The 21,094-nt window shown below is 68.0% G+C and carries 21 protein-coding genes; 9 read left to right on the forward strand and 12 right to left on the reverse strand.

Translation table 11 applies throughout. From position 1 onward, the window contains the following. Positions 1-43: 43 nt before the first annotated feature. The 4 genes from ACFW5B_RS10330 to ACFW5B_RS10345 form a co-directional block, all read right to left on the reverse strand. Positions 44-1,225, reverse strand: a complete 1,182-nt coding sequence (locus ACFW5B_RS10330; RefSeq protein ID WP_386436180.1) for a hypothetical protein — start codon at positions 1,223-1,225, stop codon at positions 44-46. Next, positions 1,207-1,950: an ABC transporter ATP-binding protein gene (locus ACFW5B_RS10335; protein WP_386436183.1), complete on the reverse strand. Its 744-nt coding sequence runs from the start codon at positions 1,948-1,950 to the stop codon at positions 1,207-1,209. The genes ACFW5B_RS10330 and ACFW5B_RS10335 overlap by 19 nt, the downstream gene beginning before the upstream one ends. 214 nt (positions 1,951-2,164) lie before the next feature. Next, positions 2,165-3,526: an aspartate aminotransferase family protein gene (locus tag ACFW5B_RS10340; protein WP_386436186.1), complete on the reverse strand. Its 1,362-nt coding sequence runs from the start codon at positions 3,524-3,526 to the stop codon at positions 2,165-2,167. Between the two features lie 2 nt (positions 3,527-3,528). After that, positions 3,529-4,014, reverse strand: coding sequence for an Lrp/AsnC family transcriptional regulator (locus ACFW5B_RS10345; protein ID WP_386436189.1), 486 nt, complete (start codon positions 4,012-4,014; stop codon positions 3,529-3,531). Positions 4,015-4,194: 180 nt separating this feature from the next. Here ACFW5B_RS10345 and ACFW5B_RS10350 point away from each other — a divergent pair, with 180 nt between their 5' ends. Together ACFW5B_RS10350 and ACFW5B_RS10355 are read left to right on the forward strand one after the other, a co-directional pair. Further along, positions 4,195-5,649: a gamma-aminobutyraldehyde dehydrogenase gene (locus ACFW5B_RS10350; RefSeq protein ID WP_386436192.1), complete on the forward strand. Its 1,455-nt coding sequence runs from the start codon at positions 4,195-4,197 to the stop codon at positions 5,647-5,649. A gap of 122 nt (positions 5,650-5,771) precedes the next feature. Continuing rightward, complete coding sequence (locus ACFW5B_RS10355) at positions 5,772-6,953, forward strand: spermidine/putrescine ABC transporter substrate-binding protein (RefSeq protein WP_386436195.1); 1,182 nt, start codon at positions 5,772-5,774, stop codon at positions 6,951-6,953. Positions 6,954-7,018: 65 nt separating this feature from the next. On the opposite strand, the gene ACFW5B_RS10360 is transcribed toward ACFW5B_RS10355, so the two are convergent. The 4 genes from ACFW5B_RS10360 to ACFW5B_RS10375 all read right to left on the reverse strand — a co-directional run bounded on the left by ACFW5B_RS10360 (position 7,019) and on the right by ACFW5B_RS10375 (position 9,900). Next, positions 7,019-7,327 carry an MTH1187 family thiamine-binding protein gene (locus tag ACFW5B_RS10360; protein WP_386436198.1) on the reverse strand — a complete coding sequence of 103 codons (309 nt, stop codon included), beginning with the start codon at positions 7,325-7,327 and terminating at the stop codon, positions 7,019-7,021. Between the two features lie 43 nt (positions 7,328-7,370). Further along, positions 7,371-8,510 (reverse strand): MAB_1171c family putative transporter, encoded by a 1,140-nt coding sequence (locus ACFW5B_RS10365; RefSeq protein WP_386436201.1) that lies wholly within the window; start codon positions 8,508-8,510, stop codon positions 7,371-7,373. Further along, complete coding sequence (locus ACFW5B_RS10370; RefSeq protein ID WP_386436204.1) at positions 8,495-8,992, reverse strand: hypothetical protein; 498 nt, start codon at positions 8,990-8,992, stop codon at positions 8,495-8,497. The genes ACFW5B_RS10365 and ACFW5B_RS10370 overlap by 16 nt, the downstream gene beginning before the upstream one ends. Positions 8,993-9,108: 116 nt before the next feature. Next, positions 9,109-9,900, reverse strand: coding sequence for a hypothetical protein (locus ACFW5B_RS10375; RefSeq protein ID WP_386436206.1), 792 nt, complete (start codon positions 9,898-9,900; stop codon positions 9,109-9,111). 413 nt (positions 9,901-10,313) lie between these two features. Here ACFW5B_RS10375 and ACFW5B_RS10380 point away from each other — a divergent pair, with 413 nt between their 5' ends. Continuing rightward, entirely contained in the window at positions 10,314-10,856 is a 543-nt protein-coding gene (locus ACFW5B_RS10380; RefSeq protein WP_386436209.1) for a ParH-like protein, read from the forward strand. Continuing rightward, positions 10,853-12,088 carry an MAB_1171c family putative transporter gene (locus ACFW5B_RS10385; RefSeq protein ID WP_386436212.1) on the forward strand — a complete coding sequence of 412 codons (1,236 nt, stop codon included), beginning with the start codon at positions 10,853-10,855 and terminating at the stop codon, positions 12,086-12,088. The genes ACFW5B_RS10380 and ACFW5B_RS10385 overlap by 4 nt, the downstream gene beginning before the upstream one ends. Before the next feature lie 161 nt (positions 12,089-12,249). Here the strand turns inward: ACFW5B_RS10385 and ACFW5B_RS10390 are convergent, their stop codons facing one another. After that, a complete protein-coding gene (locus ACFW5B_RS10390) occupies positions 12,250-12,717 on the reverse strand; it encodes a helix-turn-helix domain-containing protein (protein WP_386436215.1) in 468 nt (155 codons plus the stop codon). A gap of 534 nt (positions 12,718-13,251) precedes the next feature. Between ACFW5B_RS10390 and ACFW5B_RS10395 the strand changes: the two genes are divergently transcribed. Further along, positions 13,252-14,262, forward strand: a complete 1,011-nt coding sequence (locus tag ACFW5B_RS10395; RefSeq protein ID WP_386436218.1) for a ParB/RepB/Spo0J family partition protein — start codon at positions 13,252-13,254, stop codon at positions 14,260-14,262. A 149-nt stretch (positions 14,263-14,411) separates the two neighbouring features. Continuing rightward, complete coding sequence (locus ACFW5B_RS10400) at positions 14,412-14,879, forward strand: GNAT family N-acetyltransferase (RefSeq protein WP_386436221.1); 468 nt, start codon at positions 14,412-14,414, stop codon at positions 14,877-14,879. 113 nt (positions 14,880-14,992) lie between these two features. Here ACFW5B_RS10400 and ACFW5B_RS10405 read toward each other — a convergent pair whose 3' ends face one another. Beyond that, positions 14,993-15,928, reverse strand: coding sequence for a LysR substrate-binding domain-containing protein (locus ACFW5B_RS10405; RefSeq protein WP_386436224.1), 936 nt, complete (start codon positions 15,926-15,928; stop codon positions 14,993-14,995). Positions 15,929-16,028: 100 nt separating this feature from the next. On the opposite strand from ACFW5B_RS10405, the gene ACFW5B_RS10410 reads away from it, so the two are divergent. Together ACFW5B_RS10410 and ACFW5B_RS10415 are read left to right on the forward strand one after the other, a co-directional pair. Continuing rightward, positions 16,029-17,306, forward strand: coding sequence for an MFS transporter (locus ACFW5B_RS10410; RefSeq protein ID WP_386436227.1), 1,278 nt, complete (start codon positions 16,029-16,031; stop codon positions 17,304-17,306). A gap of 196 nt (positions 17,307-17,502) precedes the next feature. Then, positions 17,503-17,994, forward strand: coding sequence for a hypothetical protein (locus ACFW5B_RS10415; protein ID WP_386436230.1), 492 nt, complete (start codon positions 17,503-17,505; stop codon positions 17,992-17,994). Between the two features lie 62 nt (positions 17,995-18,056). Here ACFW5B_RS10415 and ACFW5B_RS10420 read toward each other — a convergent pair whose 3' ends face one another. Continuing rightward, positions 18,057-19,070: a GlxA family transcriptional regulator gene (locus ACFW5B_RS10420; protein ID WP_386436233.1), complete on the reverse strand. Its 1,014-nt coding sequence runs from the start codon at positions 19,068-19,070 to the stop codon at positions 18,057-18,059. A 141-nt stretch (positions 19,071-19,211) separates the two neighbouring features. Between ACFW5B_RS10420 and ACFW5B_RS10425 the strand changes: the two genes are divergently transcribed. Then, on the forward strand, positions 19,212-20,012 hold the full coding sequence (locus ACFW5B_RS10425) for a thioesterase family protein (RefSeq protein ID WP_386436236.1): 801 nt from the start codon (positions 19,212-19,214) through the stop codon (positions 20,010-20,012). Positions 20,013-20,265: 253 nt separating this feature from the next. Here the strand turns inward: ACFW5B_RS10425 and ACFW5B_RS10430 are convergent, their stop codons facing one another. Continuing rightward, the gene (locus tag ACFW5B_RS10430; RefSeq protein ID WP_386436239.1) at positions 20,266-21,087 is read right to left on the reverse strand and encodes a VOC family protein; all 822 of its coding nucleotides are present in this window, start codon (positions 21,085-21,087) and stop codon (positions 20,266-20,268) included. Positions 21,088-21,094: the final 7 nt, after the last annotated feature.

A 21,094-nucleotide genomic window follows, 5' to 3' on the forward strand; every position in this document is an offset into this window, starting at 1 on the left:
GACCGCGCCGCCGCCGCTCCGGACCGCCCCCGGCCCCGGACCCTCAACGCACCAGCGGCAACGTTGCCATCTCCGCGACGGTCCAGGTCAGCGGGGCGAGGACGAGGACCAGCGCCAGGAAGCGCAGGGCCGCGGCGCGGTGCAGCACGGAGGCGGACGCGCCCAGGCGGCGCAGGGCCGCCGTGGTGTGGGCGCGGGCCGAGCGCGATTCCACCGCGGCGGTCAGCGCGCTGGCGGTGACACAGGCGAGCACGACGGCCGCGCCGACGGCGGTGAGCGGTCCGAACGGGCTGGCGGGCGAGGCCTCGTACACCTTCACCGCGGCGTACGCGGCGGAGGCCACCGCACACAGCACCCCGAGCGGGCGGCCGAGGCGGTGCGACTCCTCCTGGAGGACTCGTCCGGACAGCAGACGCAGGGCGCCGGGCCGGCCGGCGCAGAGCAGCCGGCCGCACAGATGCACCAGCCCGGGGCCCGCCAGCACGAGGCCGAGGGTCGACAGCGCCCAGCCGGCGAGTACGCCCGGGGGGCTGCCGACCAGCCGGCCGGGCAGCGGCAGCAGTCCGCCGGGGGCATGGGCGCCGCGGCTGGTGTACGCCTCGATCGCCAGGCCGGCCGCGGCCAGCGCGATGCCCCACGGGAGGCCGGAGGGCGGCGCGGTGCGGGGGCGGGCCTCGGCCTCGGGGGCGCCGGGCTCGGTGCGGGGGCGCAGGGCGACCGCGGTCGCGACCGCGGCGGTCAGCGGCACGGTCGCCAGCAGCAGCAGGGCGCCGGCCAGCGGCACGGGGTGGCCGGCGCCGAGCAGGTCGGCGTCGATCCCGAGGCCGTCCGGGCGGCCGGGGTAACCCGGCCAGCCGAGGTCGCCGCGGAGCCGGAGGAAGGCGAGCAGGGCCAGCAGGACACCGAGGAAGCAGGTCAGCGCGGTGGAGGCGGTGGCGAGCAGGGTGAGGCGGAGCGGTCCCAGACCGGCGGCGGTCATCCCGCGCTGGAGGCGGGCCGCGGGGTCCGTACGGGCCGTGGACACCGCGAACTGGGCGGTGGCGGCGAGCGGCGCCGCGCACCACAGCAGCCGCACCAGGGACTCGCCGGCCGCGGACGGGTGGCCGGCCGCATGGCCGACGGTGGAGAGCAGAAGGAAGCCGGTGCCGGCCGCCGCGGCGGTGACGGAGAGCCGGCGCAGCTGGACGAGGGGGTGCGAGCCGCGGGCTAGACGGAGAGCGAGCACGCTGCCCTGCTTTCCTCGTCGTCGGAGCCGGTGGTGGCGGGCGCCCCGTGCGACTGGTGGCCGTCGAGGAGCGCCAGGGACCGGTCGGCGAGCGTGGCGACATCGGGGTCATGGGTCGCCAGGACCACGGTGATCTGGTGCGAGCGGGCCGCGGTGGTGAGGGTGCGCAGCACCTGGGTGCCGTCGGCGCGGTGCAGCGGCGCGGTCGGCTCGTCGGCGAACAGCACCTGGGGGGTGGTGGCGAGCGCGCGGGCGATGGCGATGCGCTGCCGCTGGGACTGGTCGAGCTGCGCGGGGCGGCGGTTCGCGCACATGCCGACGTCGAGGCGGTCCAGCCATTCGAGGGCGGTGTGCTTGGCGGAGCGGGTGCCGGTGCCACGGAGCAGGAGGGGGAGGGCGGCGTTCTCCCAGGCGGTGAGTTCGGCGACGAGGTGCGGTTCGGTGTCGATCCAGCCGAACCGGTCCAGGCGCAGCCGCTCCCGGCTGGGGGAGGAGAGGGTGTGCACGGGGGAGCTGTTGAACCACACCTCGCCCTCGGCCGGGACGAGTTGACCGGAGAGACATTTCAGGAGGGTGGACTTGCCGCTGCCGCGCGGGCCGGTGACGGCGAGGATCTCGCCCTCGCGGACACCGACGGAGACTCCCGCGAGGGCGGCGGTGCCGCCGTAGGTGTGGTGCAGGCCGCGGGCCCAGAGAACGTCGTCGTTGTCAGGCGGGGCCACCATCTGCGCACCTCTTGTTGTAGGCGTCGAATCGTTCCCCCGACCGGGTGAACGACCACGGAGGGTATCGGTCACAAGCACGGTAAGGAGTGGTGACCCCCGGTATTCGCCGCTTGGCAGCACAACGGCCCAGATTCACTCGTATGGCTTGAAGTGAGTGAATCTGGGCCGCTGGATGTTCACTTGTGCAGACGCGGGCCGGAACGCCCGAGGGGGATCAGAGCTTGGCCCAGGCCTCGGTGAGGACCGTGCGCAGGATCTGCTCGATCTCGTCGAAGACCGACTGGTCGGCGACCAGCGGCGGGGCGAGCTGGATGACCGGGTCGCCACGGTCGTCGGCGCGGCAGTAGAGACCGTTGTCGAACAGCGCCTTGGACAGGAAGCCGTACAGGACGCGCTCGGTCTCCTCCTCGTTGAAGGACTCCTTGGTGGTCTTGTCCTTGACGAGTTCGATGCCGTAGAAGAAGCCGTTGCCGCGGACGTCGCCGACGATCGGCAGGTCGTGCAGCTTGTGGAGGGTGCTCAGGAAGTTGCCCTCGTTGTCGAGGACGTGCTGGTTGAGGCCCTCGCGCTCGAAGATGTCGAGGTTGGCGACGCCGACCGCCGCGGAGACCGGGTGGCCGCCGAAGGTGTAGCCGTGCAGGAAGGTGTTGTCGCCCTTGTAGAACGGCTCGGCCAGGCGGTCGGAGATGATGCAGGCGCCGATCGGGGAGTAGCCCGAGGTCATGCCCTTGGCGCAGGTGATCATGTCCGGGACGTAGCCGAACTTGTCACAGGCGAAGGTCGTGCCGAGGCGGCCGAAGGCGCAGATGACCTCGTCGGAGACGAGCAGCACGTCGTACCGGTCGCAGATCTCGCGGACCCGCTGGAAGTAGCCGGGCGGCGGCGGGAAGCAGCCGCCGGCGTTCTGCACCGGCTCCAGGAAGACCGCGGCGACGGTCTCCGGGCCCTCGAAGAGGATCTGCTGCTCGATCTGGTCGGCGGCCCAGCGGCCGAAGGCCTCGGGGTCGTCGCCGTGGATCGGGGCGCGGTAGATGTTGGTGTTGGGGACCTTGTGCGCGCCGGGGACCAGCGGCTCGAAGGGGGCCTTGAGGCCCGGCAGACCGGTGATCGACAGGGCGCCCTGCGGGGTGCCGTGGTAGGCCACGGCACGGGATATCACCTTGTGCTTCATCGGCTTGCCGGTGAGCTTGAAGTACTGCTTGGCCAGCTTCCAGGCGGTCTCGACCGCCTCGCCGCCGCCGGTGGTGAAGAAGACCTTGTTGAGGTCGCCGGGCGCCTCGTTGGCCAGCCGCTCGGCCAGCTCCACGGCCTTGGGGTGGGCGTAGGACCACACGGGGAAGAAGGCCAGCTCCTGCGCCTGCTTGTAGGCGGTCTCGGCGAGCTCGACGCGTCCGTGGCCGGCGTTGACCACGAACAGGCCGGCGAGGCCGTCGATGTAGCGCTTGCCCTTGTCGTCGTAGATGTTGGTGCCCTCGCCGCGCACGATCGTGGGCACGGGGGCGTTCTCGTACGACGACATGCGGGTGAAGTGCATCCACAGGTGGTCGTAAGCCGTCTTGGAGAGGTCGCGACTCATTGCTATCTCGTTCCCCAGGTGTAGGTCTGCTTCCGGAGCTTGAGGTACACGAAGCTCTCGGTGGATCGGACGCCGGGAAGCGTGCGGATCCGCTTGTTGATCATTTCCAGCAGGTGATCGTCGTCCTCGCAGACGATCTCGATGATGAGATCGAAGGAGCCTGCCGTCATGACGACGTACTCGACCTCTTCCATGACCGTCAGGGCGTCGGCCACGGGGTCGAGGTCACCCTCGACGTTGATGCCGACCATGGCCTGCCGCCGGAAACCGACCGTGAGGGGGTCGGTGACCGCGACGATCTGCATCACGCCTTGGTCGAGCAGCTTCTGTACGCGCTGCCGCACCGCCGCTTCCGACAGGCCCACGGCCTTGCCGATCGCGGCGTACGGACGGCGGCCGTCCTCCTGGAGCTGCTCGATGATCGCCAGGGAGACGGAATCGATCGACGGAGTGCCGGATCTGTCAGGACTGTTACGGGAAGGCGCCACGTCGTTCACTGTGCACGAGCCTCGTCGGTCTTGCAACCCCAAACCGATGAAATTAGTCGTGTGGCGATCGAAAATGCACTGATTCCGTTGTTCCTGAGTGGCGGGTGTGTTGAAAGCGTGGGTTCCATGGCTAGGGTGGGAGAGCCAAACCACCAGACTTCTGACTGAAGGGGGCGCACAGTGACCACCGCACTGCGTCGTCTGCGCAACTACATCGACGGGGAGTTCCGGGACGCCGCCGACGGGCGGACCACGGAGGTGGTCAACCCCGCGACGGGTGAGCCGTACGCCACCGCCCCGCTCTCGGGCGCCGCCGACGTGGACGCGGCGATGGCCGCCGCCGAGGCCGCCTTCCCCGCCTGGCGCGACCTGATCCCGGCCGAGCGCCAGAAGGTCCTGCTGAAGATCGCCGACCGCTTCGAGGAGCGGGCGGAGGAACTGATCGCCGCCGAGTCGGAGAACTGCGGCAAGCCGGTCGCGCTCGTACGGTCCGAGGAAATCCCGCCGATGGTGGATCAGATCCGCTTCTTCGCGGGTGCCGCCCGGATGCTCGAAGGCCGCTCGGCCGGCGAGTACATGGACGGCTTCACCTCGATCATCCGCCGCGAGCCGGTCGGCGTCTGCGCCCAGGTCGCGCCGTGGAACTACCCGATGATGATGGCCGTGTGGAAGTTCGCCCCGGCGCTGGCCGCGGGCAACACCGTCGTCATCAAGCCCTCCGACACCACCCCCGCCTCGACGGTGCTGATCGCCGACATCATCGGCAGCGTGCTGGACGAACTGGGCCACTCCCGCGGCGTGTTCAACGTCATCTGCGGTGACCGCGAGACCGGTCGGCTGATGGTCGAGCACAAGGTCCCGGCGATGGCTTCGATTACCGGCTCGGTGCGCGCCGGTATGCAGGTCGCCGAGTCCGCGTCCAAGGACCTCAAGCGGGTCCACCTGGAACTGGGCGGCAAGGCGCCGGTCGTGGTCTTCGAGGACACCGACATCCCCAAGGCCGTCGAGGACATCTCCGTCGCCGGCTACTTCAACGCCGGCCAGGACTGTACGGCCGCCACCCGCGTGCTCGTCCACGAGTCCATCCACGACGAGTTCGTCGCCGCACTGGCCAAGGCCGCCTCGGAGACCAAGACCGGCGCGGTCGACGACGAGGACGTGCTCTACGGCCCGCTGAACAACGCCAACCAGCTCAAGCAGGTCAAGGGCTTCATCGAGCGGCTGCCCGCCCACGCCAAGATCGAGGCGGGCGGCGAACAGGTCGGCGAGAAGGGCTACTTCTTCGCCCCGACCGTGGTCTCCGGCCTCAAGCAGGACGACGAGATCGTCCAGCACGAGGTCTTCGGCCCGGTCATCACCGTCCAGTCGTTCAGCGACGAGAAGCAGGCCGTGGAGTGGGCCAACGGCGTCGAGTACGCGCTGGCCTCCTCGGTGTGGACCAAGGACCACGCCCGCGCCATGCGGATGTCCCGCAGTCTCGACTTCGGCTGTGTGTGGATCAACACCCACATCCCGCTGGTCGCCGAGATGCCGCACGGCGGCTTCAAGAAGTCCGGCTACGGCAAGGACCTGTCGGCCTACGGCTTCGACGACTACACCCGGATCAAGCACGTGATGACCTCGCTGGACGGCTGAGCCGGCCGGCACACACCACCGTCGGGCGGCACGACCGCTCGGCACACCGTCGCGGGCGGAGGCCCGGCAACTGACGCTCTGTCGCTTGCCGCCTCCGCCCGCGACGCGTGAGAGTGCACGCCATGGCTGATCTTTCGCGGCGGGCGCTGCTCCGGGGTACCGGCGGACTGGGTGTGACGGGGGCGCTGGCCGCCCTGACCGGATGTGGCGTGCCGCCGGCCTACGTCGAGGCGGCGGACCGCGGAGGTCCGGACCGCTCGGCACGGGACCACAGGCTCACCTTCGCCAACTGGCCGCTCTACATCGACGTCGACGACCGCGACGAGCAGCGCCGGCCCACCCTGGACGCGTTCGAGCGGCGCACCGGGATCTCCGTCACGTACACCGAGGAGATCAACGACAACGACGAGTTCTTCGGCAAGATCAGCCCGGCGCTGATGAACCACCAGCGCACCGGCCGCGACCTGATCGTCATGAGCGACTGGATGTGCGCCCGGTTCGTCCGGCTGGGCTGGGTGCAGGAGATGGACCGCGCCGCCCAGCCGCACGTCACCCGGCATCTCGATCCGCTGCTGCGCCGACCGCACTTCGACCCCGGCCGCCGGCACTCGGTGCCCTGGCAGTCCGGGATCACCGGCATCGCCTACCACCGCAAGAAGCTCGGCCGGGAGATCCGGCACACCGCCGACCTGTGGAAGGACGACCTGCGCGGCCGGGTCACCCTGCTCTCCGGGCTCGATGAATCCTTCGCCCTGCTCATGCAGGGCAACGGGGTGGACATCACCCGCTGGACCGCCGACGACTTCCACCGGATGACCGACCAGGTCCGCCGGCTCGTGCACAAGGGCCACATCCGGCGGTTCACCGGCAACGACTACATCAAGGACCTGGACTCCGGCGATGTGCTCGCCGCGCAGGCCTACTCGGGCGATGTGATCCAGCTCCAGGCGGACAACCCCGACATCGAGTTCGTGGTGCCGGAGGAGGGCGCGGAGCTGTGGGCGGAGAGCCTGCTGATCCCCAACCGTGCCGAGCACAAGCGCAACGCCGAGCGGCTGATCGACTACTACTACCGCCCGGAGGTGGCCGCGGACCTGGCCGCCTGGGTCAACTACGTCTGCCCCGTACCGGCCGCACGGGACGTCCTCGCCTCCTCCAAGGACAAGGAGCGCGCCGCGCTCGCCGAGGACCCGCTGATCTTCCCCGACGACGCGATGCGCAAGCGGCTGGCGATCGCCCGCGACATCACCTCCAAGGAGCGGACCGAGTTCGCCAAGGAGTGGAACGGGATCGTGGGGCTGTGAGGGGGGCGCTGTGAGGGGCTGGCGGGAGGGTGCCGGCCGCGAGGACTCACTCCCAGCAGCTGTCGCTATGCGGAGGGCGTGGTATCCGTGATGCGTTGCTCAAGAAGTTCGATCTTACCGTCGAGAGGGTGGGCCATACCCGGCCAGATATCGGCTTTGACGACGAGCTGAACGCGGGGTGCTTTGGCGGCGACGGCCTCGGTGGCACCCTTGACGACCGCCATCACTTCGTCCCATTCGCCTTCGATCATGGTGTACATGGAGTCGGAGCGGTTCGGGAGGCCGGATTCGCGGATGATCTTCACCGCGTCGGCGATGTAATCCGCGACGGTTTCTTCCACGCCCATGGGGGTCAGGGCGAAGGCGATGAGCACGGTGGGCTTCCTCTCGTCTTTCTTTGTCCTGCTTGTTCTCGCGCTAGGCCGTTTCGAGGAGCGATGCCTTGTAGGCCTGGACGGTGGGTGACCGGTAGGCGGCTGCGACCTGGAGAAGGTGGTTGATCTCCGCCGTGAGGTCTTGGGCGCCGGGGCCGGCCAGGTTGGCTGACTGGGGTTCTGGTGTGCGTCCTCCTTGCCGGGCATGCAGGGCGGCGGTGAGCCAGCAGGCGGTGATATGGGCCTCGGCTGAGTGCCCGGAAGCGGCGTACCGGGGAACGTGCTGGTGGGCCAGGTCGAGGGCGGCGGGGGTGACATAGCTCCGCAGCGCGATCATCGCGTCCCGAATCTCAATGACACGCCGGTACAAGCGCAGTTGGAGAGGGGTGACCGCGGAGTGCAGCCGGTTGCCCGGCCCGAATATCACGTCCGGGGCGGCGGCGGTGAGGTCCCGCCACAGTGGTGCGAGGTCGCGGAACGCCTTCTGGTGCTGTCGACGGGTCCTGATCCGGGTGAGGACGGGGAGCGCGGCTCCGGCCGCCAGGAACAGCGCTTCGACGCCGGTAACGGGCGAGAACAACGAGGCGCAGGCGGCCGAGCGCGCATGCAGGTACGCGAGCTTGAGGATCCACAGCAGTGAGGCCAGGAGGAAGCCGGTGCCGAACAGCCGTAGCCCGTAGCGCAGCAGCCGGGGCGCGCCGCGTCGGCCCTGGCTCCAGCACACCAGGCCGCAGCTGGTGTCCGCAGCCAGGTGGAAGGCGAAAAAGATCCACCAGTAGGAGTCCGGGACACTCGGTGTCGCAGTTGAGGGGGCGATCTGGTTCCGGGTGTGCGGGGGCGCACCCATGTCCAGGAGCACCAGTGCGGTCATGACCGCGAAGGCGGCACCGAACACCACGGTGGCGGGACGGTGCCGTTCCGCCGCATGAAGGATGAACCACAGCACGGCGGCGGCGTCGATGATGCTGAACAGGTGCGTGGTCAGGTCGACCCAATGTGCGCCGGGGACCATGTGCGCCAACACAGCGGTGACCGGGGTGAGATGCATCGACATCGCGAGCGCGATCATGATGAGCGCGAACCACAAGGGACGCTGCTCCCGGTTGCGGATGCCCTGGGGGACCCGCACGATCGCCACCACCCACAGTGCGGTGATGCCTGCCGTCTCTATCCACGAAGGCATGACGTTCCCGCAGGCCGGGCTCCCCGTAGCCCCATGGCGGACTCCAGCCCGCCCAGGAGCCCGGACATCGGCGTCGGGGCGGGGACCCGGCCGATGGCTTCCAGGATGAGGCTGGCGATCATCTCGGCCTCCCGTTCCTGCTCATCGGAGTAGTGCAGGCGAGGCAGGGCCTGCCGGATGGAATGCGGATCCGCAAGATCGATGTGCCGGTAGAGCCGCTGGTCATCGCTTGCCGATCGGTGGTCGCAGACCATGTGCCCGATCTCGTGCACGATGATGTGTTCTTGGTGCAGGGGGCTGGTCTGCTCGTCAAAGAAGATGTAATCGCCGTACTCGGCGGTGAGCCACATGCCCGACGGCGTGCCGGGAACTGTCGGTGTCGGCAGCGGGAGAAGGTGCAGCGGACGGCCCCGCTCCTGTGCGAGGTGGGTGCAGAGCTCCTGGACGGAAAAGGGCTCGGGCAGGGACAGGTTGCCGATCACTTGCCGGCATCGGCGGCGCAGGCGCCTCCAGCGCATCAGGTGCGGTACTCCTGGGCTCGTCGGGACAGTGGGACACATGATCCGGTAGCTGCGTCGCATCGCATCACCACCTCGGCTCAGGTCTGCTGCGGTGGCGGTGACTGATGCGCGCCCCGCTCCAGTTCACGGATTTGCCGGATCATGTCTGCGGCCATCCGCTTCCCTTCCGGGGACAAGGCCGCGAGATCGCCCCGCAGATACACCGCGCTCACTCCCGCCTCGGCCATGGACCTGTCCAGGTCCCGGCTGGCCGAGAGGTCGTCATCCATCACTTTTCGAGCCACATCATCGTCGGTGAAATACGCCACTGGCACCTCGAAGTACGCTGCCAGAGCGGAGAGATGATGCAGGGTCGGGTTTGTACACTTCCCGGAGTGCAGCTGGGAGAGATACGCGCCGGAGAACGGAATTCCCGACAGTGCGGCGATCTTGCCTGCCAGCTCTTCGTGAGGTGGCGTGCGGCCCTCGGTCGGCCGTGCGCGCAGCTTGAGCAGGTGATCCAGTTTCTCCGCCAGAGTCATCCGGTACTCGGCGGGACCGTCCTTCTCGCGGGCGGTCGCCTGCTGCTGGGCCTCCTGGGCGGTGGCGTCCGCGCTGGAGGGGGTGTCCTGGAGATCATGGAAGTAGGCTGCCGGAACGCAGAAGTACTCTGCCAGGGCCTCTAAGTGACGCTTGGTTGGATTGTCCCGTTTCCCTCTGCGTAAGTGCCAGATGTAGTTGCCCGAGATCACCGGCTTCCCGGCCTTGATGTTGAGCGCCGTGGCAACCTCGTTGACGGAGAGCGGTCGGCCCCGCTCACGACTGCGGACGCTGAACAGACGATCCAGCTTTTCGGCCAGGCTGACCGGCTCGCGGTCCTCGGTCTCCATCGCATCACGCTCCTCTCACGGTCGCATGCAGGAGACAACCACTTTAGTGGTCCTCCCGATTCGCTGACCAAGTCTGTCTACGGGGGTGGTCCTGGCAGGCCGCGCCGAAAAGTGATCTACCCTCCGCGCGGAGGTACTACAGTCATTGACTCAAGTGCGAAAGGGGAGGGGGTTCCCCGTGATGCCGGCCAGCGCCGCGCGGGGTGGTGAAGGCCGGCGGCACCGCCTCCGCAGGTTCCTGCGAGTGGGGAGGTGCGAGTTGCCGTGCGCTGCTCCTCCTGCCGATACCGGCGACGGGCGACGCGGCGTATGCGGTCCATGTGAAGTCGAGTCCGGGCGTCCAGATGAAGACGGGCACCCACGTATGCACGTTGTTCACTGGCGCGGTTGCGCGGTGACGGACCATGGAGGGGGTGGGCCTGATCAGGCGTAGGAGGCTGCGTCGTCAATGCGAGGCGCTCATACGGAGCATCGATCTTCCGGATCCCTTCGACATCGGTGTGTTGTGCCAACGGCTGGGGGCGAGCCGCGGGCGCCCGATCCGACTGGCGCCGCTTGCCCTGCCTGCCGAGAGCCCGGTCGGACTGCTCGTCTCCACACTCGAGGCCGACTACATCTTCTATGAGGCGGACACGACGGCGATGCACCAATCACACGTCATCGCCCACGAGTTAGGGCACCTGTTATGGGATCACAAGGCAAGCTCCAGCCGGTTGCCGATCCCGCAGACGCATCACACGCTGCCTGACGACCTCGACCCTCTGCTGATCCAGCACATGTTCGGCCGCAGTCAGTACGCCGACGCAGAGGAATGGGCAGCCGAGTACTTCGCTACGCAAGTTTTGCGCCGGGCCAGCCAGTGGTCGCCCCGGCCGCCGACGGTTCCCCCGGACATGATGGAACTCGTTGGCCGGCTGGAGCGGTCCTTGCACCACCGCCGGCAAGGTGCTGCGTGATCCCCGGGGTCGCTGCTGCCTTCGACATCGCGCATCCGGTCTGTGCGGTGGCCAGTTTCCTGGCCCTCGGCTACAAGCTGCGAGACCTTCGGCAGGACCCCGGCAACGCAGCGCTCAAGGCGCTGTGCGCGGCTCGGCTGTGCACAGCACTGGCGTGGGTCTGGCTCACCCCGTGGCTGTACGTCCGCATCGACCACCTCACGGGTATCGCCAACCTGAGTGCGCTGCTGAGCAATGGATGCATCGTGCTCAGCGCACTGAGTACCCAGCTGATGCTGCTGGGCTGGTTCCATGATCCTGCCGAGGCCCGCCGCAAGGCGCCCTGGGTATGGGGCTTTTTCTGTACGGCCCTCATGGCCATGATCGTGCTGTTTCTCGGCTGCCCGTTGCACGGGGAACACCCCGTCGACTTCGAGGTGCATTTCGCGCGCGTCCATCACGCTGACGCGTACATAGCGGTCTACTTGGCCACCTACATCATCAATCTGGCCAACATTGCCCGGCTGACATGGCCGTCGTCGCACGCCATCAGCCGCCCGTGGTTGCGCCGGTCGCTGCGACTGACCGCGCTGGGATCCATCGTTGTGGCCGGCTATCCCCTCGGCAAGCTGCTGGGTGTGGTCGGCCGCTGGTTCGACACGGACCGCCTCGACGCGGCAGCCGTCCTCGGCGCGCCGATCTGCGCCATCGGCGGCTCCTTGGTCCTTGTCATCGGCGGTACCTTCCCGGGATGGGGGCAGCGTTTGCTGGCCCGGGTCCGGCAGTACCAGTCCGTGCGCCGGCTCTACCCACTTTGGTTCGCGCTCTATCAGGCCACTCCTGGCATTGCCCTGTTTCCGAGGCGCTCGTCTCGCCCACCCTGGTTTGTCCCCGACCTTCAGATGCACCTCTACCGTTTGATCATCGAGATCAGGGACGGACAGCGTGCTTTGCGGCCCTACGTGGATGCGGCCCTGCTCGATGCCATGGCGCGGGAAGCCCAGGCGGCCGGCGTCGACGAGGAGGAGCTGCAGGTGACCCGGGAGGCTGTGGCGATCAGACTGGGAGTGCGCCAGAAGGCACAAGGAGCGCCGGGCGCACATCCAGGGACCGAGGGGAGCAGCAGCCCTTGCTCCACCGACCTGGTCACTGAGCTGGCCTGGCTGGAACGCGTCGCGCACGCCTTTTCCTCCTCAGCTCCGGGCGAGAGGCCCGGGCCCCAAAAGACCCTTGCCGCGCGGCAGCGCGAGTGACGCCGTGCTCCGTGCGCCGAGGGGTTCCGGCAGGACTGCGGCGCAGGATGCAGGAGTGCCCAATACGCAGGGCGGCCTGACATCGGTGAGGTAGGTGCCCTCCCGTATGAGATTGTCGGCAAGGTTCACCCCGGCGCGGTCGACATCGACCAGCACATGCGTCATTGATTGCCGGGGGGCTTGGGCGGGAGCCCTTCCATCTCGCGGAGCTGGTCGAGCAGCAGTGAGGCGAAATTCAGCCCCTTCGGCGATAGCCCGGCGGCTCGCGTCGCCACCTCGGTGACCCCCGCATCCTTGAGCGCCAGCAGATCATCGGCATGGACGCCCGCGTCTCGCAGGGCCGTGAGCTGGTTGAGTCTCGCATCGACCTCGGTGGCGGTCTCGTCGTCGAAGAAGTAGGCGGCCTTCACTCCGAAAAACCGTGCGAGTGCCTCCAAGTGATGCATACGCGGGTTGTCTCGTTGCCCCTTGCGCAGGTAGGCGATGTACTGCTTGGAGATGTCGCCACCTTGAGCGCGGATGGCTCTGGCGACCTCTTCGTTGCTGTACGGACCGCGTCCACGCGGGTGAATCGTCTCAAAGAGGCGGTTCAAGCGGTCGGCAAGCCGGCTGGGCGGAACCTCTCCCACTTGATACCTCGGCCTTTCATTGTTGGCTGTCAACGGGCGTGTGCGGACCAGGCGAGTCCGAGAGCGAAGAGAGTAACGCCAGTTGACGATCGTGTCGAGGTGGCGATAGCGTCAGTGACAACTGGCATGGCCGCATGGGCTGTTCGAAGCGGGCCCTGCTACGCGCACGGTCTTCAAGGCCGGCGTCGCGTATCGAAGTAGCCGCTAGCCAAGCGGGTGGCGGAGCATGACAACTCGTATGTACTGAATCGGTGCCATCGGCCGATCCCGTACTCGATCCAGGCATGCCAAGAGACAGCGAAACCGTACTGAGCGAGGGGCAGTGCGAACGACGATCTCACAACCATTGTGGTGGCCATGCGATGCGCCGGTACTCGCCGGATGCCTGAGCCGCGGCCCGTCGCGAGCCGAACGGGGGGTACTCAACTGCAATGCCAGAGCTTCCGACGGGGGCATGGAACTCCCCGGCGCCTCCGTAAGCATTGAGGTCGAGTGCTTCGGCAGGAAGGTTGCGTCACTGTGGAAACGTCATCCATGAGAACTTCTGGCAAGTGCGGTTTATTGGATCCGCATGTGGAAAGCGTATCCGTCGCTTCGCTGGCCACGGCAGACTCGGCCCGCCTGGCTGGGGAAAATATGGAGCACGCTCAGACGCTTGCCCGGTCCGAGACTTCGTTTCCCCCGATCATCGTGCATCGCTCGTCCATGAGAATCATCGACGGAATGCATCGATTGCGCGCTGCGATCTTGCAGGGGCGGGATGAAATCGATGTCAGGTTCTTCGACGGAGACGAGAAGGATGCCTTCGTGCTTGCTGTTGAGCGCAATGTGCAGCATGGCTTGCCGCTGACTCTGTCCGACCGCACCGCGGCGGCAGAACGGATCGTCAAGTCGCATCCGGAGTGGTCTGATCGCGCCGTTGCCACCGCGACCGGGCTGGCAGCCAAGACTGTCGCTGCGATTCGGCGGCGGTCGGCAACTGAGCACCTTCCGCAGTTGCACAGCCGAATCGGACGGGACGGCAAGGCCCGTCCGGTCAACAGCGCGGAGGGGCGCAGACTGGCGAGCACGCTCCTCATGGAGAACCCCGACGCCTCACTGCGGGAGATCGCCGTGGCGGCCGGTGTCTCGCCCGGCACCGTGCGCGACGTGCGTCAGCGTCTTCAGCGTAACGAAGACCCGGTTCCTCCCCGCCAACGCGAGGCGGAGATGAACGCCGCACCGACTGTCCGCACCGCGACGGACGGTGGCACGGGCGCTGCCGTTCAGGGCCTGGACCAGAAGAGGGTGATGCAAACCCTCATGCGCGATCCGCAGCTACGCATGTCCACGGAGGGCAGGCTCCTGTTGCGCCTGTTCGCCGCGCACGTCGACAAGCGGCAGTGGCAGCGGCTCGTCAAGTGGATACCCAGACGTTGGAGATGCACCGTCACGGAACTCGCCTACTCGGCTTCACGTGACTGGTATCAGTTCGCCAAACAACTGGAGGCGGGCGAGGGGGAAGAGACGGCCGGCGACGAGCAAGTCCTGGAGGAGGTCGGCTGAGTCCGACCCTCGCGAGGGTAACCACTCGTAGCGCTTCGGCGATCGGCACGAGAAGCTCTTCACGACCCCAGGCCGGATTCAGGTTTCCTGAAACCACTGATTCGCGGTCTTGCATGCCGGAGGAATCCCTGCCGAACGAAAGGAAGACGATGCAGAATACCGAAAACAAGCAGGTGTGGCGCGTCAGCCCGGCGACAGAGGGCGACTATGTGCACTGGCGCAAGCTGTATCAAGGCTATGCCGACTTCTACAAAAAGGAGATGCCGGAGTCCCGCGCCGAATGCGTCTGGTCGTGGATCATGAACCCGGAGCATGAGGTCAATTGCATCCTGGTGCGTGGTGAGGACGGTGTTCCGGTGGGTCTTGCTCACTACCGCCCGTTCGCCCGCCCATTGACTGCGACGACGGGGGGTTTCCTCGACGACTTGTTCGTCGCTCCCGAGCTGCGGGGCAGCGGTGCTGCAGACGCGCTGTTCACTCGACTGCGGGAGATCACGGCTGAGCGTGGTTGGAGCGTCTTGCGTTGGATCACGATGGATGACAACTACCGCGCGCGCGGCAAATACGACCGCGTGGCACAGCAGACGAAGTGGGTCACCTACGACATGGCGCCCTAGGCGTAGTTGAGCCAGGGGTGCCCGCCGCGCGGCGCGCCCCTGACCCAGCATGCGCATTCCTGCGTCCTCATGCCAATCGATCGTCCGGCTCAGTTGTCTGTCGGCGACACCGGTCAGGAAGGCGAGCTCTCCGGCCGGTGCCGGTGTTCCCCGGTGATGCTCATCTCGCGTGCCAGGGCCACCGTCAGGGCACGGAAGATGCGTACTTCGGGATTGGTGTCGGTGGTGCGGGTGGCGAGGACGCTGTGTGCACGAGGCGCGTCCAGCACCGGTACGTACCGTGTGCCGGGCCAGGGGTAGTAGCGCGCGAAGGATTTGAGGCCGGAGCCGGCACCACGGCCCGCCGCCACACTCGTGAGGATGTCCTGAGGGGTGAGGGCGTAATCGGGGGCACGGTGCTCGCCGGATTCGAAGTACAGGTAGTCGGTGAAGTTGCGAGGCGTGTGCTGGGGCAGCTGCAGGTAGGGCAGGTCGATCACGTCGGCCAGGTGGACACCGGTTGCGGCGGCGTCCGCGAGGTGAGAACGGGCCGGGACCGCCACGATCCGCTGTTCGGCGGTGAGGATGTCCACCTCTAGGCCCTCGGCTTCGAAAGCGGGGCGGACGAAGGCCACGTCCACGCGGTCTTCGCGCAGCGCACTGATGTGCTCGGTGAAGTTCAACTGGACGAGTTCCAGGGGCACTTCGGGGCGAGCGCGGCGGAAGGCGTTGACGGCGGCCGGGGTGACCTCGGCCGAGCCGTGGCCCATGATGCCCACCCGTAAGGTGCAGGCGGCCGCCGGCGGAGCGAGGGCGGCCTCGGTCACGTCCTCGACGGCCGCATTCGCCGCGGCGAGCAGGGAGCGGGCATGGGAGGCGAGTCTGCGTCCGGCGACGGTCGGCACGACAGGGCCGTTGCCGCGGTCCAGCAGCCGAGTACCGAACTCCCGCTCCAGCTGCTGTACGTGCAGCGTGACGGCGGCCGGAGACAGAAAGAGCCGGACGGCGGCCCGCCCGTAGTGTTCCTCCTCGACCACCGCCAGAAAGGAGGACAGCTTCCGCAGATCCATACGGGCCACGATACGACCGCTCTGCGCCCGGTCACGAAGGCATTCAGGATTCCTGAACGGGGGCAGCGCCGGGCACCGCCCGGCCCGTACAACGGTCGGCATGAGCAAGCACGCCGCCCCGACCAGTACACCTGCGTCCACTTACCCCCCGCCGATGGGCTCGGGCACACCCTCGCCCCCACCCCGGTACTGGCTGAGCGCCGGCTGGGTGATGACGGCCTCCGGCTGGAGTGCCAACCAGTTCTCCGCCCTGTTGGGTTCCTACCGCAGTGAGCTGGGTCTGACCACGGCCAGCACGACCGCTCTGTTCGGCATTTATGTGCTGGGGCTCATCCCCGGCCTGCTGCTGGGCGGGCCGCTCGCCGACCAGCGGGGCCGTCGGCCCATCGTCTTTCTCGCGCTGGGCACGTCGGCTCTGGCCACCTGTCTGCTGATGATCGGCCCGGCAGCCTCCGCCTTCTTGTGGCCCGGGCGTTTCCTGACCGGGATCGGTGCGGGTGCCCTGCTGTCGGCAGGCAGCGCGTGGATCAAGGAACTGTCTTCGCCACCGCACGGCACCGCCCCCAACCCAGGGGTGGCGGCCCGTCGTTCCGGACTGTTTCTGTCCGCCGGCTTCGCGACCGGCGGTCTGGCCGCCTCCCTCATCGCCCAGTGGGCGCCGCACCCCATGGTCACCGCCTATATCCCGCACCTGATCCTCTCCGCCGTCGCGGCGCTCTGCGCCGTCCGCGCCCCGGAATCCTCGCCGGCTCACCCTGAAAAGGCCTCAGCGGCTCCCGTGCCCGGCGGACGGCGGGAGCAGCGCGCCTCGACGGCCGAGTTCCGCAGGCTGGTCGCCCCTGTGGCTCCGTGGGTATTCATCGCCCCGGCAGTGGCCTTCGCTACGCTGCCCGGCCTGGTCGACGCCGACCTCGAAGGCTGGCAGACCGTTTACGCCGGTGTGATCACAGCTGTCACCCCCGGCGCCGGCATCGTCGTGGCGCCCTTCGCACGTTCTCTGGCCGCCCGGCACCGCATCGCTACCGGCGCCATCGGACTGGCGGCCGTCGCCCTCGGGATGCTGATCGCCGCGCTCGCCGCGGCGCAGGCCCAGCCCGTGGTCGCCCTGATCGCATCGATGGTGCTCGGCGCGGGCTACGGCCTGTGCGTCGCCTATGGCCTCACCGAGGTCGCCGCCCTTGCACCGGCGCACCGGCTGGCGCGGCTGACCTCGTACTTCTGGACGCTGGCATACCTGGGTTTCCTCGCCCCGTACGTGATCACCCTGTGCACCGGGGTCTTTTCGCCGCCCACCATTCTCATCGGCGCCGCCACGCTGGCCGTGATCACGCTCGTGGTCATCGCTTACCGCGGCACCCGGCAGGCGCACGCGCACTGACCCGAATGCGCCGCGGCCGTGGGCCGGTCACGGCGGGGACCGTCCATGGCGGCGGACCAGTAGCCACTCCCCAGCCAAACCCTCGCTCCTGGGCCCTCCGAGCCCGGGGCGCACCGTGTACACCACGCAGCACCAGTACCGGCGTACTCCCGTGTGCAGGCTCGCGGGTACTCGACGATCAGGAAGGTTGCCGTCCATGCCGTGGGATGAGAAGTGGCTCATCAGCGATGAGGTGGCCCACGCTCTCGACCAGCTCGACGCCCACTACGCCCTCCTGGGCGAGGGCGTCGGCGATCCTCAGTTCGACGCATTCCTCCGGGACATCGAGCCCTATCAGACCCGGCGGGCCGGTACGGTGCTGCGCTCGGCCTTCCAGTCACTGGCTGCCACGGGCCGGACCGAGCACACCGCTTACGGTCTGTCATGGGGCAGCCTGGTGAGCTTCCTTGAACCGGCCCCTGGGCTCGCCGAGATTCTCGACAGCTACTGCCTGGCCGATGACGCGGTGATTCGCCCCGGCTCGCTCGGGCGCGAGTGGGCCCGACGCACCTGCGAGGCCGCATGGCCGGTCTGGCTCGCCGCATGCGCTTCGGAATCCGGGCGGCACCGGCGCCTCTTGGGCACCCTGCCGCCCGTGCTCACCGGCCGGCTCCGGCTGCACGGCCTGGAGCCCCACGAGCGCCGCTGATGGCCGGTATTCCCCCGGCCGGCCATCAGCGGCTCACACAACTGGAGAGTGTGCGACCTCGCTCAGGACGCTTGCGGCAAGGCCTCCCCGCGGCTCGCCTGCTGAGGCATCGGCGTGAATTCGGCCGGAGCTCGTCCAGCACGGAAGGCGCGTCGGTAGGGGTCCGGCGGCATCCCCACTGCCCGGCTGAAATGGCGGCGCAGCGTAGCCGCCGTTCCCATTCCGGTCTGTACAGCGATCTGCTCGATGCTGTGGTTGGAGGTCTCGAGGAGTTCTTGTGCGCGCTGAATCCGTTGTGTGAGCAACCACTGCAGCGGCGATTTCCCGGTTACCGCGTTGAAGTGCCGGCTGAGGGTGCGCGTACTCATATGGACCCGCCGCGCCAAATCGACAACGGTCAGCGGCTCCGCCAGGTGGGCTTTCGCCCACGGCAGCAGTTCCGCCAGGGCGTGATCTACTCCCTGCGTGGCAAGGGGGGCGATGAACTGGGCCTGATCGCCGTCGCGGAGCGGTGGCATGATGAGGCGTCGTGCCAAGTCGTTGGCCACCGCCGCGCCGTAGTCGAGTCGGACCAGGTGAAGACACATATCGATACCGGCCAGTTTCCCGGCGGAAGTGAGAATGTCGCCGTCATCGACGTAGAGCACGTCAGGGTCCACCTTGACTTGCGGGTATCGCGTGGCCAACAGGTCGGCGTAGAGCCAATGAGTGGTGGCGCGACGGCCATCCAGCAGACCGGCGGCGGCCAATACGAATGCCCCGGCGCAGACGGAAACAATTCGGGCGCCGGCGTCGTGGGCTGCGCGTACTGCATCGACCAGGTCGGCAGGCTGTTTCCCGGGGGTGTAGCGGGAACCCGGGACGATAACGGTGTGGGCTTTCACCAATTCATCCAGGCTCCGATAACCGTCCGGGCGAAACCATCCCCCGGCTCTTGCGTTTCCAGAACCACAGATGATGAAGTCATACCAAGAGTTCGTGAGCTGAGATCTGTCGACACCGAAAATCTCACACGGAGCCGCTAACTCGATTAGTGACACATGCTCAGCGAGTGCTAAAGCTACGGTATTCCCCATGTCGACAGCTTGCCTACCGCGTCAATTGCTAGTCAACGAGCCTTCATGCGAAGTTGCACACCGGCGCGAATTTCTTGAAGAGCGTACCTACTGGTAAGTAGCATGATCTTCCTCATGGTTTGCGAAGGGTAGGCTTCCGGAATGGCGGAAATGACTTCACTGCATGAATCCTTCTACCGCCCTCTGGGCGGTGGCCGATACGCGAGCAGTCCCTCCACAGCAGGGCCGTGGAGCCCGAAGACGCAGCATGGCGGTCCTCCCTCTGCGCTCATGGGGCGGGCGTTCGAGCAGCACGCGGCCCGAGAGGGGTTCCGCATCGCCCGCATCACGCTGGAGCTTCCGCGCCCTGTTCCCGTGGGTGATCTGCGGGCCGAGGTCCGTACCCTCCGTTCGGGCGGGCGCACCGAGTTGTTGGAGGGCGAGCTGACCTCGGACGGTAAGAGTGTGCTGATGGCGCGGGCCTGGAGAGTGGCCTGCAGCCCTGCCGGCACTCCCCGGCTGCGGCCCGTTTCGGACCCGCCGCGGCTGCCTCACCCACAACCCGCACAGACGATGGCGGGTGCTCATGTGGATGGCTATATCTCGGCAATGGAATGGCGGTTCGAGCCAGGAAAAGGATTTGACACGTCCGGTCCGGGCGTGGCCTGGGCGCGGCAGCGCATTCCGCTGGTAGCGGGCGAGGACGACACTCCTCTGACGCGTGCCCTCACCCTGGCTGACAGCAGCTGGGCCGTGGCCTTCGAACTCGACCATCAGCAGCGGCTCGTCATCAACACCGACGTCACGCTGGCGTTGCACCGAGAGCCTGTCGGTGAATGGTTCTGCATACGGTCTGTGACCGCGGCCAGCCCCCGGGGGTCCGGCCTGGCGCTCGGGCATCTCGACGACAAGGACGGAGACTGCGGCCGCATCCTGCAGACCTTGTTGGTCGCCGACCGCTGACGGCCCGGGAGCATCCTGCGAATTCAGGTGGCGGGAGCGGCCGTTCGCTCACCGCTGGAACCCGCGACGCTCCCGGTGGCACCCGTGGAGCCGGCCGGTCAGCCGACGACCGTCCAGGTGTCCTTGCCCGCCGGAAGCGCGGCGAGGTCGCCCGTGCGGTCCGGCGGCTACCGGGAGCTCACGCTGTTCGGCAACTGCCATGATCGGCCTGTTCTGCTGGACCGGGGCCGGGAAGGCGGGGGAGGGGGAGGCGTCAGAGGCCCGGGGCCGTGCTGTCCCACACCTCAGCCAGGACCCCGTCGGGCAGCGGTATGAGGGCGTTCGAGCTGGTGGGAGCGGATGCCTCCGCGATCCGCCGCGGGTCAGGGGCCAGCAGCGCGACGGCAGTGGCCGCGTCGGCAGCAGGGTCGTGGCCGTCCTTGCCGAGGAGGAGCAGGTTCCCGATGACCGCGACGTCCAGGTCACGTGCGCTCGGGTCCGCGTGGGGCCGGGCGGCGGTCTCCAGGACCCTCTCGTAGAGGGCGACGGCGTCATGGAAGTCGGCCCGGGGCACTTGACGCCGTACCAGGAGCCGCGGAGCGGGCCGCGCGCCGCCATCAGGGGGCGCGGTGCGCGGCGGTGCGGGCATCTCGCCGGGCTGCGGGCGGTGTTCGACCAGCTCCGCCACGGAGTCGTCGCGGTAGCGCACGCGCGCCCGGGCACCGGGCAGGATGTCCTCGGGCGGTTCGAGGACGGTGCCCCCTGCGGAGCGCACGGTCTCCAGCTGTGCGGTCAGCGACGGCACGATGAGGGAGTAGGCGGTCCGCCGCTGGATCGGGGTGAACGGGCGGACGCTGGCGATCAGCAGCAGGTTTCCGACAGCGGCCAGTTCCAGGCCGCCGAAGTCGGGGATGGGCATACGCAGATCGGCGGGTACGGCGAGCAGCCGCTCGTAGAAGGCGATGCGATCGTCCAGATCGGCCGCGTCGATCAAGGACCGGGCGAGCAGCCGGGGCCGGTCGTGCACGGACGAGTCCGGGTGGGTGCGGAACCACCGGTCGGGCAGGGCGGTGGCGGTGGGGTGGGGCGCGGTCATCGCTCGG

Origin of the sequence: Streptomyces sp. NPDC058773 (genome assembly GCF_042746015.1) — a bacterium.
Lineage (GTDB): Bacteria > Actinomycetota > Actinomycetes > Streptomycetales > Streptomycetaceae > Streptomyces.